13 protein-coding genes and 1 pseudogene are annotated in these 14690 nt (G+C 52.6%); 9 read left to right on the forward strand and 5 right to left on the reverse strand.

Annotated features, from left to right (window positions below; all coding sequences use genetic code 11):
- Window positions 1-24: 24 nt before the first annotated feature.
- Entirely contained in the window at window positions 25-2850 is a 2826-nt protein-coding gene (gene uvrA, locus G3M78_09140; GenBank protein QPJ65548.1) for an excinuclease ABC subunit UvrA, read from the reverse strand.
- A 30-nt stretch (window positions 2851-2880) separates the two neighbouring features.
- Complete coding sequence (locus G3M78_09145; GenBank protein QPJ65549.1) at window positions 2881-4698, reverse strand: menaquinone biosynthesis decarboxylase; 1818 nt, start codon at window positions 4696-4698, stop codon at window positions 2881-2883.
- Between the two features lie 132 nt (window positions 4699-4830).
- Here G3M78_09145 and G3M78_09150 point away from each other — a divergent pair, with 132 nt between their 5' ends.
- The 5 genes and pseudogenes from G3M78_09150 to G3M78_09170 all read left to right on the forward strand — a co-directional run bounded on the left by G3M78_09150 (window position 4831) and on the right by G3M78_09170 (window position 8307).
- Window positions 4831-5745: an ABC transporter permease gene (locus tag G3M78_09150; GenBank protein ID QPJ65550.1), complete on the forward strand. Its 915-nt coding sequence runs from the start codon at window positions 4831-4833 to the stop codon at window positions 5743-5745.
- 277 nt (window positions 5746-6022) lie between these two features.
- A complete protein-coding gene (locus G3M78_09155; GenBank protein QPJ65551.1) occupies window positions 6023-6835 on the forward strand; it encodes an ABC transporter permease in 813 nt (270 codons plus the stop codon).
- A gap of 397 nt (window positions 6836-7232) precedes the next feature.
- Window positions 7233-7502: a hypothetical protein gene (locus tag G3M78_09160; protein QPJ65552.1), complete on the forward strand. Its 270-nt coding sequence runs from the start codon at window positions 7233-7235 to the stop codon at window positions 7500-7502.
- Between the two features lie 85 nt (window positions 7503-7587).
- Window positions 7588-7770, forward strand: a pseudogene (locus G3M78_09165) (hypothetical protein).
- A gap of 66 nt (window positions 7771-7836) precedes the next feature.
- Window positions 7837-8307: a DUF1566 domain-containing protein gene (locus G3M78_09170; protein QPJ66818.1), complete on the forward strand. Its 471-nt coding sequence runs from the start codon at window positions 7837-7839 to the stop codon at window positions 8305-8307.
- A 46-nt stretch (window positions 8308-8353) separates the two neighbouring features.
- Here the strand turns inward: G3M78_09170 and G3M78_09175 are convergent, their stop codons facing one another.
- Genes G3M78_09175 through G3M78_09185 form a run of 3 tightly spaced genes read right to left on the reverse strand, consistent with a single transcriptional unit; the run spans window position 8354 to window position 10385 of the window.
- A complete protein-coding gene (locus tag G3M78_09175; GenBank protein ID QPJ65553.1) occupies window positions 8354-8683 on the reverse strand; it encodes a hypothetical protein in 330 nt (109 codons plus the stop codon).
- Entirely contained in the window at window positions 8680-9636 is a 957-nt protein-coding gene (locus tag G3M78_09180; protein QPJ65554.1) for a DnaJ domain-containing protein, read from the reverse strand. The genes G3M78_09175 and G3M78_09180 overlap by 4 nt, the downstream gene beginning before the upstream one ends.
- Before the next feature lie 35 nt (window positions 9637-9671).
- Entirely contained in the window at window positions 9672-10385 is a 714-nt protein-coding gene (locus G3M78_09185) for a hypothetical protein (GenBank protein QPJ65555.1), read from the reverse strand.
- 81 nt (window positions 10386-10466) lie between these two features.
- On the opposite strand from G3M78_09185, the gene G3M78_09190 reads away from it, so the two are divergent.
- The 4 genes from G3M78_09190 (at window position 10467) to G3M78_09205 (ending at window position 14579) form a co-directional block, all read left to right on the forward strand.
- The gene (locus G3M78_09190; protein ID QPJ65556.1) at window positions 10467-11006 is read left to right on the forward strand and encodes a DnaJ domain-containing protein; all 540 of its coding nucleotides are present in this window, start codon (window positions 10467-10469) and stop codon (window positions 11004-11006) included.
- A gap of 49 nt (window positions 11007-11055) precedes the next feature.
- On the forward strand, window positions 11056-11574 hold the full coding sequence (locus G3M78_09195) for a hypothetical protein (GenBank protein ID QPJ65557.1): 519 nt from the start codon (window positions 11056-11058) through the stop codon (window positions 11572-11574).
- A complete protein-coding gene (locus tag G3M78_09200) occupies window positions 11575-12057 on the forward strand; it encodes a hypothetical protein (GenBank protein ID QPJ65558.1) in 483 nt (160 codons plus the stop codon).
- A gap of 110 nt (window positions 12058-12167) precedes the next feature.
- The gene (locus G3M78_09205) at window positions 12168-14579 is read left to right on the forward strand and encodes a GHKL domain-containing protein (GenBank protein ID QPJ65559.1); all 2412 of its coding nucleotides are present in this window, start codon (window positions 12168-12170) and stop codon (window positions 14577-14579) included.
- The last annotated feature ends 111 nt before the right edge of the window (window positions 14580-14690 follow it).

Below are 14690 nucleotides of genomic sequence, written 5' to 3' on the forward strand. Positions count from 1 at the left end.
AAATCCATCAATGGAAGGTATTGCCTACAAATATTCCTTGAGATACTGCCCGGTGTAGGACTTGGCGTTTTTGGCCAGCGCTTCGGGCGTTCCTTTGCCGATGATCTGCCCGCCTTTGGCGCCGCCCTCCGGGCCAAGGTCGATGATGTGATCTGCGGTCTTGATGACTTCCATATTGTGTTCGATGATGATGACGGTGTTGCCCGCCTCGACGAGTTTGACGAGAACGCCGAGCAGGTTTTCGACGTCTGCGAAATGCAGGCCGGTGGTGGGTTCGTCGAGAATGTAGAGCGTTTGTCCTGCCGCGCGCTTGCTCAACTCTTTGGACAACTTGACGCGTTGCGCTTCGCCGCCGGACAGGGTGGTGGCGGCCTGACCGAGATGGATGTAGTCGAGCCCGACATCGGCGATGGTTTGCAATCGCGATCGTAATGAAGGAATGTTCTGAAAGAAAACGCGCGCCTCTTCGACCGTCATGGCCAGCACGTCGGCGATGTTTTTTCCCTTGTAAGTCACTTCCAGCGTTTCGCGATTGAAGCGCTTGCCCTGGCAGGCTTCGCAGGTCACGAAGACGTCGGGCAGGAAATGCATTTCCACTTTGATGACGCCGTCGCCCTGACAGGTTTCGCATCGCCCGCCGCGCACGTTGAAGCTGAAGCGACCCGGTTTGTAGCCGCGCACTCGTGACTCCGGCGTTTCGCTGAACAGGTCGCGGATGAAGGTGAAGATTCCGGTGTAGGTGGCGGGATTGGAACGCGGCGTTCTGCCGATGGGAGACTGGTCGATGTCGATCACCTTGTCGATGTATTGAATGCCTTCAATTGTGTCGAATTTTCCCGGCTTGTCCACGGAGCGCCAGAAATGTTTTGCCAGCGCCTTGTAGAGGATGTCGATGACCAGCGTGCTCTTTCCCGAGCCGGACACGCCGGTGACGCAGATCATGCAACCGAGCGGAAATTCAGCGGTCACGTTTTTCAGATTGTTTTGTTGCGCGCCGATGATCTTCAGCGATTTGCCGATGCCCTTGCGTCGCTGGGCGGGAACGGGCACCTGTTTTTTTCCCGAAAGGAATTGCCCGGTGAGCGATTTCTTGTTCTTGAGTAATTTCGCAGGCGTGCCGGAGAAGATGATCTCGCCGCCGTGAACGCCTGCGCCCGGTCCGAGATCGACCACATGATCGGCGGAGCGGATGGTGGCGTCGTCGTGTTCGACGACGATCACCGTGTTGCCGAGATCGCGCAGGCGGAACAGGGTTTTCAGGAGGCGGTCGTTGTCGCGCTGGTGCAGGCCGATGCTGGGTTCGTCGAGCACGTAGAGGACGCCCATCAGCGAAGAGCCGATCTGCGTTGCCAGGCGAATGCGCTGGCTTTCGCCGCCGGACAATGTGGATGAGGTTCGGTTGAGGGACAGGTAGTCCAGCCCGACGTTGTTCAGAAAGCCGAGGCGCTCCTTGATCTCTTTCACGATCCGGCGGGCGATGAGATGTTCTTGCGATGTCAGTTTCAGTTGATTGAAAAAATCGAGCAGATGGTCGATGGCCAACTCCGTCAGGTCGATGATGTTCTTGTCGCCTACCTTCACCGAAATGCCCGCTTTGGTCAGGCGCGTTCCTTCGCAGAGCGCGCAGTCCAGCGTGCGCATGTAGCGCGCAATTTCCTCGCGCGCCGATGCAGAGTCGGTCTCGCGGTAGCGTCGCTCCAGTTCGGGAATGACGCCGTCAAACGTTCCCGCGTAAAAATGCCGACGGTTGTTTTTTTCATAATAATACTGAATCTCTTCGTCGCCCGATCCGTACAACAGCGTCTGCTGGATTTTCTCCGGCAATTTTTCGTAAGGCGTTCCCAGTTTGAATTTGAAATGCTCCGACAGGGTTTCCAGCATCTGATGGAAATACACCGAATTTTTTTTCTCCCAGGGCTTGAAGGCTCCGTCGCGTATCGACAGGCTGGGATCGGGCACGACGAGGTCGGGATCGATGACCATCTTGGTTCCCAGCCCTTCGCATTGCGGGCAGGCGCCGTTGGGATTGTTGAACGAGAACAGGCGCGGTTCGAGTTCGGGATAGCTGATGCCGCAGTAATTACAGGCGAATTTTTCGCTGAACAACAAATCCTCGCTACTTCCATCGGCTCCCAGTTTGCAGATGATGGCCGAGCGCTCGCCATGCTCCAGCGCCGTTTCGATGGAGTCGGCGAGACGCCGCCCCAGCGTGTCTTTCACCACCAGACGGTCGATGACGATTTCCAGCGTGTGCTTGAATTTTTTGTTCAGCGTGATGTCTTCGTCGAGAGATCGCACTTCGCCGTCGATGCGCGCGCGCACGAATCCCTTTTTTTGAATTTCCGCCAGCTCGCGTTTGAACTCGCCCTTGCGGTTGCTGACGAGCGGCGCAAGGATCATTATCTTTGTGCCTGTCGGAATTTGCGTGACCTGATCGACGATCTGTTGCGCGGTCTGCGAGGCGATCTGCCGCCCGCATCCATAGCAGTAAACGCGACCGATACGCGCGAACAGCAGGCGCATGTAATCGTAAACTTCGGTGACGGTGCCAACGGTGGAGCGCGGGTTGCGACTGGAAGTTTTTTGTTCGATAGAAATCGCAGGCGACAAGCCTTCGATGCTGTCCACGTCGGGTTTTTCCATCAGCTCGAGAAATTGCCGGGCGTAGGCGGACAGGGATTCGACGTAACGGCGTTGCCCTTCCGCGTAGATGGTGTCGAAGGCGAGCGACGATTTGCCGGAGCCGCTCAGACCGGTGATGACCACCAGTTGATTGCGCGGCAGTTCCAGCGTGATGTTTTTAAGATTGTGTTCGCGCGCGCCTTTGATGATGAGTTTGTCGACAGCCATGGAAGCAGTGTTTCCTATCGGGAAGAGATTTTAGGAGAATAAAGATTGGAAGCGTTCGCTGACGCGTTGTTTGATTGCGTCCGTCATGATGATTTCTTCGGGCCAGCCTTGCTGGTAACCTTCTTCTTCATACTTGCGCGACGCGTCAATGCCCAGCCTCCCGTTGATCTGATAGATGTCGCGGCGCGGGTCGATATTGTTCAGCGTTTTCCAGAGCGCGGTCGAGAGATCGGAAGGGTCTTCATGTTCTTCAATCACAATGAGAATCGAAACGTCTTCGGTGGAGGCGTCGTTGAGGAATTGTTCGATCAACTCTCTCGACTGATGCGCCGCTGTTTTTCGAGTCGCCGCGAAGAGAACGGAAAGCCGGGCGTCGATTTGCAGAATCTGGCAAGCCCGGATCTGCGGGAATTTTTTCAGGACGCGCTCCGCTTCAAAATCTTCGGCGTTGGCCTTCGTCGCCTCTCGCGGGTCGGCGTAGCCCGGCTCGTCTTCCGTTTTTGTCGTCAGATCGATGCCGAGTTTGGAACCGTACAGGGCTTGATCCGAGGCGTGATTCAACACGTCGAGAATGCCTTCGGAAAAATACAGGTCTCGTTTTAAATTCAGTTTGTTCAACAACGCGAAGGCAACCGCTTTGTAGTCGTGCACGTCCAGCGTTTCGTCGACGACGAAGATGATTTTGACGAAGCTCATCTGCCCCATGCCCCACAGCGCGTTCATCAGGCGACGCCCCTGCATGGGGAAGCGCTTGTCGATGGAGATGATGACGAGATTGTGAAACACGCCTTCGGCGGGCATGTCCATGTCGACGATCTCCGGCAACTGGGTGCGCATGAGAGGCAGAAAGATGCGCTCGGTGGCGCGGCCCAGATAGAGATCCTCCTGCGGCGGCTTGCCGACGATGGTGGTCAGGTAAATCGGATTCTTGCGATGCGTGATCGCCGTGACATGAAACACGGGATATGGGCCGTCGTGAGAATAGTAGCCGGTGTGATCGCCGAATGGCCCTTCGATTCTGCTTTCGCGCGGGTCGATATATCCTTCCAGAACGATTTCAGCAGTGGCTGGAACTTCGAGGTCCACGGTCTTGCATTTCACCAGCGGCGTCGGCGATTTTCTTAAAAATCCGGACAGCAGAAATTCGTCAATGCCGTAGGGCAGGGGGGCGGACGCGGCGTAGCATACCGTCGGGTCGGCGCCGATGGCGACCGCCGTTTCCATGATCTTGCCGTGTTTTTTGAATTCGTGAAAAAAATGCGCGCCGTCCTTGTGGATATGCCAGTGCATGGCGGTGGTGTTCTTGTCGTAAATCTGCATGCGATACAAGCCAACATTGCGCACCGCCCCGTCGTAACTGCGGTTGACGACGATGGGGAAGGTGATGAATCGGCCGGCGTCGTCGGGCCAGCATTGCAGGATGGGAATTTTCCCCAGGTCCACCTCGTCGCCTTTGAGCACGACTTCCTGACAGGGCGCCTGACGCACGGTCCTGGGTGGAAACTGCGAGGCCTGCAGGAGCATGGGGATCATTTTGGCTTTTTCAAGCAAGGTTGTCGGCGGCGCAATTTTGATGTACTTTTCAATTTCTCTGGGAACGGCTTCGATGTCGTCCACGCCGAGCGCGAGGTTCATTCGTCGCTGCGAGCCAAAGGCGTTGATTAGTACCGGCATCTCGCTACCCTCGACGGACTCGAACAGCAAGGCTTTGCCGCCGCCGGGGAGTTTGGATACGCGATCTGTGATTTCCGATATTTCAAGGATAGGGGAGACGGTTTCTTTGATGCGAATCAGTTCCCCTTCCTGTTCCAGTCGTGTGATGAATTCTCTGAGCGAATAATATGGCATGGCGTGTCGGCTTTGTTGATAATACGGTTTGGTGAAACGACCGAGTATTATAGCCCAGCGCAAGGATCGGGCGGGAAAAAATTGGCGATTCTTTTTCCCGGCGCGCAAGACTCTCTTTAGAAAGCTTCAATCATGGCGGCTTATTTTTTCAAACGGGTGTTGTATGGAATCCCCGTATTGTTTGTGGTGGCAACGCTCACCTTTTTCATCATGCGCTGGGCGCCGGGGGGGCCGTTCGACACCGAGAAGAAATTGCCGCCTGAGATCGTCGCCAATATCGAGGCGAAATACCATCTCGATCAACCTGCGGTTGTGCAATACCTGCTCTATATCAAGGGACTGGCCTCCGGCGATCTGGGCCCGTCCTATAAATATATCGGGCGTGATGTGTCTGATATTATTTCCGACACCTTTCCCGTATCCGTCGTCCTGGGTCTGTCGGCTTTGATGGTTGTGGTTTTTGTCGGGATTCCCGCCGGAATGGCCTCGGCCTACTGGCAAGGCTCGCCGGTGGATCGCGGGGTTGTGTTTGCGGCGACGTTGGGAATCTCCGTTCCCAGTTTTGTTCTGGGAACCGTGTTGATCTGGGGCCTGTCGCATCAATTGCACTGGTTTCCGCCCGCCTTGTGGGAAGGTCCGAAGCATATCATCCTGCCTGCCATCGCCCTCGGCGCGCCTTTTGCCGGATACATTGCGCGTTTGACGCGATCGGCAATCCTTGAAACCCTGTCAGCGGATTATGTTCGCACCGCGCGAGCCAAGGGCTTGAGCGAGCCGGTCATTCTGTTCAAGCACGTGCTGAAAAATTCCATGTCGCCGGTGGTGTCCGTTCTGGGACCGCTCACGGCGGGCTTGGTGACGGGATCCTTCGTTGTGGAATTCATTTTTTCGATTCCCGGCATGGGCCGCTTCTTCATCACGGCGGTGACGAACCGCGATTACCCGCTCATCATGGGCGTGACTTTGGTCTATTCGGTTTTGATCGTTCTCGCCAATATCGTTGTGGACATGATCTATGCCTGGCTGGACCCGCGCGTCTCTGTGTGACTTATTCGCTGACCTGTCTGTCGCCTCCCATTATTAAGGCGCCTTTGGGTATGTAAATCGTGTTGGCAGGAGTTTTTAAAGCGGAGAGAAGGTGCCAGAGCAGTAGGGGTGGGGGAGGGCGCCGTAATTTTTTCTCTGGCCATTGAGAAAATCCATTGAAATTTTCAAGAGATAGTCTGATTCTAAGTATGTAGAGGATAACGCCGCTGTTTTCTGCCAGATAACCGGAAGGGCGGCTTGTCAAAAGCAGTTGATGCTCTTTGAATTTGTGAAAAACATGTTACCACTGTCCGCCCGGCTTAGCGGGGGATTCATACTTCTTGTCACCTTGACCGCGCTTTGCGCGCCCTGGATTGCTCCCTATTCCTACGAAACGCAGGACACCCTGAACATTCTGGCGGCTCCCGGATGGGAGCATTGGATGGGTTCGGACCGTTTGGGGCGGGATGTGTTTTCGCGCATCATTTACGGCGCCCGCGTTTCCCTGTTCGTCGGCGTTTGCACGACGCTCATGGCTTTGTTGATCGGCTCGGTCTATGGCGCTGTTTCTGGTTACCTGGGCGGCAGGACGGATCAGTTGATGATGCGTGTGGTCGACGTGGTATTTTCCCTGCCCGATTTATTGATGATCATTTTGATCACGGTATTGGTGGGGCGGGGGATGACAGGCATTTTCATCGCGCTGACCCTGGTCAGTTGGGTGACCGTCGCCAGGCTGGTTCGCGGCGAGGTTCTGCGTCTCAAGGAATTTCCTTTTGTTGAAGCGGCGCGTGCTTTGGGCGCCAGTCATTTGCGAATCCTTCTGCGCGAAATATTCCCGAATCTGGTGGGCGTGTTGATGGTGACTTTGAGTTTCAGAATTCCTACTGCGATTTTGGCGGAGTCGACGCTCAGCTTCATTGGGCTGGGAATCGCGCCGCCTTACAGCAGTTGGGGAACGCTGGCGAACGATGGTTGGAAGGCGATCAAGTTTTATCCGCATTTGATCTTGTTTCCCTCGCTGGCGATATTTTTAACGATCCTTGCGTTTAATTTTTTTGGAGAAGGTTTGAGAGATTGGCTGGACCCTCGGAATCGAGCGCGCGCCTGAAGGGCGCGTATGGAACAATGCTCATCCGTCGTGGAGATTGGCTGGACCCTCGGAATCGAGCGCGCGCCTGAAGGGCGCGTATGAATCAACGCTCACCCGTGGAGATTGGCTGGACCCTTGGAATCGAGCGCGCGCCTGAAGGGCGCGTATGAATCAACGCTCATCTTGGGGATTTGTTAGGCCCCCGCATTCGAATCCGCGCCTGTGATTATGCGCTTAAACGTTTGCGACTTTAAAATCAATGGGTTAAAATGGTTTTAGCGGACGGGGGCGAGTCTATCGCTTGTCAAACCGAAGCGACTTCAATAAATTGAAGATATGCGGATTGACAAGGAATTCGTTTCATTATAAATTGACCGCTATTTTTGCGGTTTAATTGGTTTCCCGAGGATACGACGTGTGCCAAATCAAAGATGATTTGATCTGTGAAATAATCCGTATTTCCCAAACAAATTTGTTGGATAGAAAACGAATCGAAGGAGGCCCGGATTCTGGCAACGATATGGTTGTGAACTGGGTTCGTAGCAACGCCAAGCAGTACCGCGAAAATTTTTCTGAACTACTGGAGTCTTACCCGGCCTCTGAGCTGGGTTCGATTTTGCAGAAATTGACAGAGACGGGCAAGGACCTGGGAGAACTCCTGGGTCTGAAATTTGATAGAGTTTGATTTCCTTGAAAATCTTTTTGTATGGAATGTGTTTATGGGAGAAGTAGAAAACACCCCTGAAGAAGCAAAACCCGAGACGGCCGAAGCGGCAAAACCCGCGGCGGCTGGAGCGGCGAAACCTGCGGCGGCTGGAGCGGCAAAACCCGCGGCGGCTGGAGCGGCGAAACCCGCGGCGGCTGGAGCGGCAAAACCTGCGGCGGCTGGAGCGGCAAAACCTGCGGCGGCTGGAGCGGCAAAACCTGCGGCTAAGAAACCTGCGGCGAAGCCGAAAGAACCGCTCAAACCATTTATTGATAATGGCGATGGGACCATCACTGATCCGAATGCGGGTTTGATGTGGAAAAAAACCGACGCATGGAACGACATGCACAAGTTCTATTTATGGAAGGATCATAAAGAGTATGTCGATAAAATAAATAAAGAGAAATTTGCCGGTTATAGCGACTGGTCGATCCCGTCCAAGGCGGAAGCGAGTGTGCTCTTCGACAAGGATAAGAAAAAGAAGTGTATGGACAAGAATGGGACGCATTATTATATCGATCCGATTTTTGAGGCGGGCGGCGTGTCCAATACCTGGATCACCGAGTGCTCGGACGACAATATCATTCGTTATGATTTGAAATGCGGCGTCGATACGCCTTATCCCGGAAATGATGTTTTTGGTTCGATGCGTCTGGTGCGCAAGGCCCCGGTTGCCAAGGAAGAGCCGAAGGCTGAAACGAAGGCGGAACCTAAGGCGGCTGAGAAAGAACCCGCGAAGGAAGCGGCGAAAGCGCCTGCCGAGGAGTCCGCAAAAGAAGAATAGTTCTTGGAATTTTGTATACAGACCCTTTGTTACGGCTTGAGCCGTTTCAAGGGGTCTTTTTTTTTGTGGGAGGTTTTTCGCCTTTGGCGGCGAGCAACTTGTTCGATAAAGCGGCGAGTTTTTCTTCGTTCAGCCACATGCGAATTCCCTGAACCACTTTGTCTGGATCGTTTTCGACCAGCTGGCTGATTTCCTGTTTCATCGTAGCGACGCTGGGCGCCTCGGGTTTTTTGTCTGGAGTGGGCTTTTTACGGGGCTGGGGAAGTTTTTTTCGTTTCTGGATTTTCCTGGAAGGTTTTTTGCGCGAGGATATATAAAGCAGGACGAAGGATGCCAGCGCCCCGAGGATGAGCAGGAAGGGCGCGAGGTCTTTCATGTTTCCTCAACGTGAAATCGAACGATGAAATCGCCGCGTTTCTTACCCCATAAAATCGCCGCGCCTTGTCCCGAGATTCTAAATTCTTCCCCTGTCAACGTGCCTTCTTCGACCTGAATGGTTTTCGTTGAATTGAGCATTTCCACTTCCACCGGGCCGCCTTCTTCGGCCAATTCTCGCGAGATAAAAACTTCGGAGTAAATATCATTCATGACCCGCTTCAGGGTCGGGTGTTTGATGGTGCAGATTTTTAGATGTAAATCGCCGGGAGGTCCGCCATTTTTACCGTCGCCGCCTTTTTGGTCCAGCTTGAGGGTGTACTGGTCGGCGACGCCGGGCGGGATTTTCACTTCAATGGTGACGGACTTGATCACTTGTTTTTTACCGCCGCATTCCTCGCAGGGTTTTTCTGTTTCTTCATCGACGCCGCTTCCGGCGCAATCCGCGCAGTTCACATATTTGTCATAGCTGTAGGTGATCTTGCCGCCGAGCGCAACGGTCGGTAGGTCGACATCAACCATGAATTGCAGGTCGAAGCCTGCCGTCGGAGCGTTTGGGTCGGGAGCCTGTTCTTCCTCGCGAGGCGGCGGCGGTCTGCGCGCGCCTTCAAAAGGGTCCTGGTGAAAGCCGCCGCTTCGGTTAGAACGATTCGAGCGATTCGAACCGAAATCGCTGTAGCCGTAACCTTTGAATCCGGAGCCGGGGCCGCGTCCGCCGGGCTGGGTTTCGCGGGAGCGTTCGTAGACGCGATCCTGGTCGTAGGTGGCTCTTTTTTTATCGTTGCTTAAAACTTCGTAGGCTTCGGCGATGATTTTAAACCGGTCTTCCGCCTGCTTGCTGTTGTTGTTGGTGTCGGGGTGGTATTTAAGAGCCAGCGTGCGGTATTTCTTTTTGATTTCCTTGGCGGTCGCTTTGGCGGTCACGCCTAGAATTTTATAGTAATTTCTTGCCATTTATCTGATGGGATTTCTGTACGCGTTGAGAAGGATCAAGCAGGCTCTTCATTTGGATTCGTCAGTTGATAGATCATTCTATCCCGTTCGATTCGGCTTTTAAAAGGATAAAACTGATACTTGAGCCGGAATTTTAAAATTTCCGTCTGACAGGGGCCGCTGGGCTTTGCCAGAACGATACGGAAACCGTCTGAACTGAGCTTTTCGATTCGTTGTAAATCGACCAGGAGGTAGCTTTGTCGCGTCAGAGCCCCGTTGAATTCGAGGCGTCCCTTTGATGCATGAAGATAACCCGCATCAAAAAATACGGGGCTCAAACCGACACCAAATCCGGCAGGGCGACTCCAGGCCAGACAGATTGCGAATAGCGCGCTCTCTCCGGGCAACCGCAATTCGGGATACTTGCGCGCGACTTGTTTATGAAACAGCGAGAATGTGAAATCGAACCAGCGCAAGGCGACGGCGAAGCAGAACATCAGATTGAATACGAACAGCAATCGATTTTCGAGGATGATGAAATAAACCATACCAGCCAAGGCGGCGGCGAGGGCCAGACTGAGGAGCGCGTTGATCGTTCGTAGGCTACGAGAGAGTCTGAGGAGGGGGCGACCCTCTCGGGGCTGGGAACGCCCTAATCTATAAGCTCTGTGTAATTGAAAGGTGGTCCACAGTCCCAGAAGCGCGGCCAGTCCCGTTTTCGGTGAAATGAAAAGGAGCAGGAGAAATGCGATGAAGAGGGTTTCCAACATGGCGGTTTTTATTTGATTCTGTTCAATCGGGTGTATAATTCAAGTAATCAAATTAAGTCTTAAGAATGAAAGGGTTATGTTTTGAGCCTGAAGCTTCCAAAAACCCTGGAAACATATAATCTCTACGCTCTGCTGGGCTTGGAAAATTTCGCCGGTCCCAAAGAACTCAAGCAGGCGTTTTGCCGTATTGCCCTGGAGCATCACCCCGACCGGCTCGCAGACCCAAAAAAATACCCTCATCAGTTCATTCTCGCGGCGCAGGCCTACAAGATTTTGCGCGACGAGGCTTTACGTAAAGAATATAACAAAAGCCTGTTCCAGAAGCGCGCTAATGGCGCAGGCTTCAAGAGCGAGGAATTTTTAAGGCAGAGGCGAAAATCGCACAAGCGGGTGTATTCGCAACGCGCGCACACCGATCATGATTACAGCCGCTTCGTGACGGAATGCCGGGAGAATTTTTATCAGTTCCTGAAGAATCCGCAAAAGGCGAAAGTGTCTCCTAAATTTTATAATGAGACGGACATGAAAAACGGAGAATTCGAAGATTTCGTAGAGTCGTGTCGCGGCGGGTTTCAGGATTTTATCAATTCCGTACCGCGCGTGAAAAAAGAAATCCGCTGATCCTTCGGCGAGGCGAATGGAATTCATTATTTCAGAAAAGGTAAATCTCATGAAAGCTCTGGCGTTGTTTGGGATGTTTGTTTTAGCGACGGCGTTTATCGGTTGTTCCCACCCGATTTCGCAAGGGCTACGCGATACGCTGGACCCTGCCTTGACTTTTGATGTTTTGAACAAGGAAGCGAAACTGCATCTGGGAAGCCGTGTGATGTTGGGCGGAGAGATTGTCGAGACGCGAATTTTGAATGAAGGTTCCGAAATCGAGCTGGTGCAAAAGGATTTGGATTGTCTCGGCTACCCTGAGACGGGCGATAGCAGTCAGGGACGGTATATTTTTAAATCCTCAAAATTTTTGGAGCCTCAGATTTATAGCAAAGGACGTCGCATTACGGGAGTGGGCACGATTCGAGCCTCCCACACTGGAAAAGTGGGAGAGGCGGCTTATGATTTTCCCGTGATCGAGTTGGAGGAATTGCATCTCTGGGAAGAATACAGCGCGCCTGTGAACCCTTATTTGGATCCCTTTTATTATCCTTCCTACCGATCCCCCTTTCTTTACCGGACCTGGTAAATGATTGCGGTTCGCTGGTTTTTTTTATTGGCGTTTGCGCTTGTTTCCTGCGCGCCGTTTCATCTCAGCGAATGGATTGACCAGAAGGAAGAAGCGTCGTTTGAAGAGATCAAAGCCAGCGAGGCGTCCTTTAAAGGCAAAGTGGTCGTCTGGGGCGGCACGATGGTCGCTCACGGTGTGGACGCGCAAGGAAACTGGCTGGAGATGGTTCAGCGTCCGCTTGATTTGAATTGGCGTCCTCTGCTGAACGATGAATCTTCGGGACGCTTTCTTGTGTATTTCAAATCCGGCGAGATTGATTTGAAAGAAGTCCGCGAGGGTCGTCTGGCAACTTTTGCGGGGATGGTGGCTCAAGGCCAGACACGGACTCTGGGTCAGCGCGCCTATGAGTATCCTGCGCTGGATTACCGCGATCATCATTTCTGGAGTCCCCGATCCAATCCAGGTTTTCGATTTCATTTCGGTCTGAACGCGTCTTTCTAGCAATCCATCGCGGGGTATTCTTGTGGATTATTTTCTTTGACTCCCGATTTTAAAGGAGGACAATAGAAGTAGGATCTCTGGACCACGCATCATCGGCGCTAAGGATCGCTATGCAGACTGCGGAACCCAAATCTATCGGATCGTCCCTGTCAGGCCTGAAGAGCAAGTTGATTCGGGTCATGATCATCGTAGGCGCCTTGCCGCTCATTTTGGCGATGGTCATCGCTTACATTCAGGGGCATAAATCTCTGGAGGGCGTCATCGGCGCCAGTTTCAAGGCGCTGTCCTACGAGACATCCACCAAGATTGACTTCTACCTGAAAGAAGAAATCGCCAAGAATCTCCGCCTGGCGATGCACCCCACCCTGGTTCTTTTTGTTGAAGAACAAAATCGATTGCTCGACGGTTTCTCCAAATCAGAAATCACCAATTTCCTAGCTTATCATGGCACGGAGTGGGACGTCTTGAGGCAAAAACATTCTCAGGCCAATGAAAGCGCGGCGGATCGCATTCTGCTCAGTTTTCTCAAAGGTTCGTCCTCTTCGACGATGGCTACGCGGGCGATGTTTGTTACGGATGCGCGCGGCGCCTTGATCGCCAGCATCAATTCCGTTCCGGATTATTATTATCCAAACTACTCGATTGAGAAATTTCCATTTCAGGAGAATATCTCTCCTGGTTTCATTGGCGGACTGACCCTGGACCCGCGCCTGGATGAATATGTCTTTCACATGGCATTTCCGCTGATACGACATGACAAAAAGATTGGCATGTTTCACAGGATTTATTCTGCGAAAGAATATTTTTCTGCTTCCATCGAACCGGTGTTGTTCGGCGATACAGGGCATGTGATGCTGATCAACTCCGCCGGAGTTGTGATCGATTGCCCGATATTGCCAACCGGATTTCAATTGGCGAACCCCGGACTTGTTAAGAGCGTTACAGGGGAGGAGCCTGGCTGGGCGCAGACCCAGGGCAATGGTCATGGCAGTCAGGAGGTTTCGATCATCGGTTATTCCCCCTTGATGGTCAGTAATAAAATCATCAAGGCTTCGTCTGGCGAAGAGTGGTTCACCTTTGCATGGCAGGCGTCTGATGAGTTGTTTGCGCCGACAGAAAAATTGTTTGTCTGGATATCCGCCGCTGGTTTTCTGTCTCTTCTGCTGATTGCCGCGATGGGGTCGATCGCCGCGGACAAGGTGGTCAAGCCGATCAAGGTTTTGCAATCCGCCACAGCGCGCATTGGGCGCGGTGAGAATGTGGATACCTTGCACATTAAAACCGGCGATGAAATAGAGATGCTGGCCAATGAAATCAATTCCATGAACCGTATGTTGCGCCAGTCTTTTTCTGGCCTGGAAAATCAGGTGCGGGAAAAATCACTTGAAGTGATTCAGATGAAAGAATACACGGAAAGTATTTTGATGAGCGTTCCGGACGTTGTCATGATACTGAATCAATTTCATGCGATTGAATACGTCAATATTTCCTTTGAACGCCTGCTGAATTTGTCGGGCAAGGAAGTCATCGGCAAACTTTTGGCCCAGGTCGACCCGAAAAATGAGCAGGCCTGGAATGTGTTGAGCCACAGTCTGGAGCGTTACGTTCGCTTGTCCACTTCCCCCGGTAACGCTCGTAAAGAACCCGAAGGGTTCTTTGACTACGTCGCTAAAGATCCATTGGTTCAGAGAGATGGCAAGCAGTCTTCAGAAAGCGAGGCGGTGATTAAACTGGGAGATCGTTTTTTTGCCTACCAGTTCTTTGACGTTTCGATACTGGGGCCGGGCAACCATCGCATCGGCGTCATTATGAAGGAAGTGACGGAACAAAAAAACCTTCAGGATCAACTGGCGCTTGCTGAGAAATTGTCGGGTCTGGGCACGTTGGCGGCGGGTATAGCGCATGAAATGAACAATCCTCTGTATTCGATCATGGGCTACACCGAGGCGATTCTCGATGAGCAGGACCCGAAGACAGTTAAAACGTATGCGAGCAAAGTGCTGGAGCGGGCCAAGCACATGGCTTCTATCATTCTCAACTTGTCCGGCTACTCGCGGTCTGGGATGGCGGACAAGGCGAAGCCGGTAGACATCAACGAACGTCTGGAAGGGGCCTTGGATATTGCCATCCTTGCGACTTATTCGGATGATATTGAGTTGATCAAGGATTGTGAAAAAACCCCGATGGTGAATGCGAAACCGGAGGAGATCCAGCAGGTTTTTGTGAATATCATTCGTAATGCGGTGCAGGCGATGGACGGCAAGGGCCGCTTGACGATTCGCACCAGAGAATTGAATAATCAAGTGGTGGTGACGATTCAGGATACGGGGCCGGGCATTCCCCAGGAGTTTTTGTCCAAAGTTTTCGATCCTTTCTTTACGACCAAAGAGCAGGGCAAGGGGACTGGATTGGGCTTGAATATCGTGCACAAGATTGTTGAAAAGTATGGCGGAAAAATAGAGATCGAATCGCCGGCTGGCGGCGGAGCCACCTTTGTCATTTCTTTCCCTGTAGCGCCCTGATTTCTTTCTCAGAGCAAAATAACGCTAGAAGCATTCCTTCCTGAAGAGAATCGCTAAAAAAATCCAATTTTATAAATTAATTTTTTTTAATATCTCCTTCCCTTGTGGCTC

Source organism: Candidatus Nitrohelix vancouverensis (genome assembly GCA_015698305.1).
Classification (GTDB): Bacteria; Nitrospinota; Nitrospinia; order Nitrospinales; family VA-1; genus Nitrohelix; species Nitrohelix vancouverensis.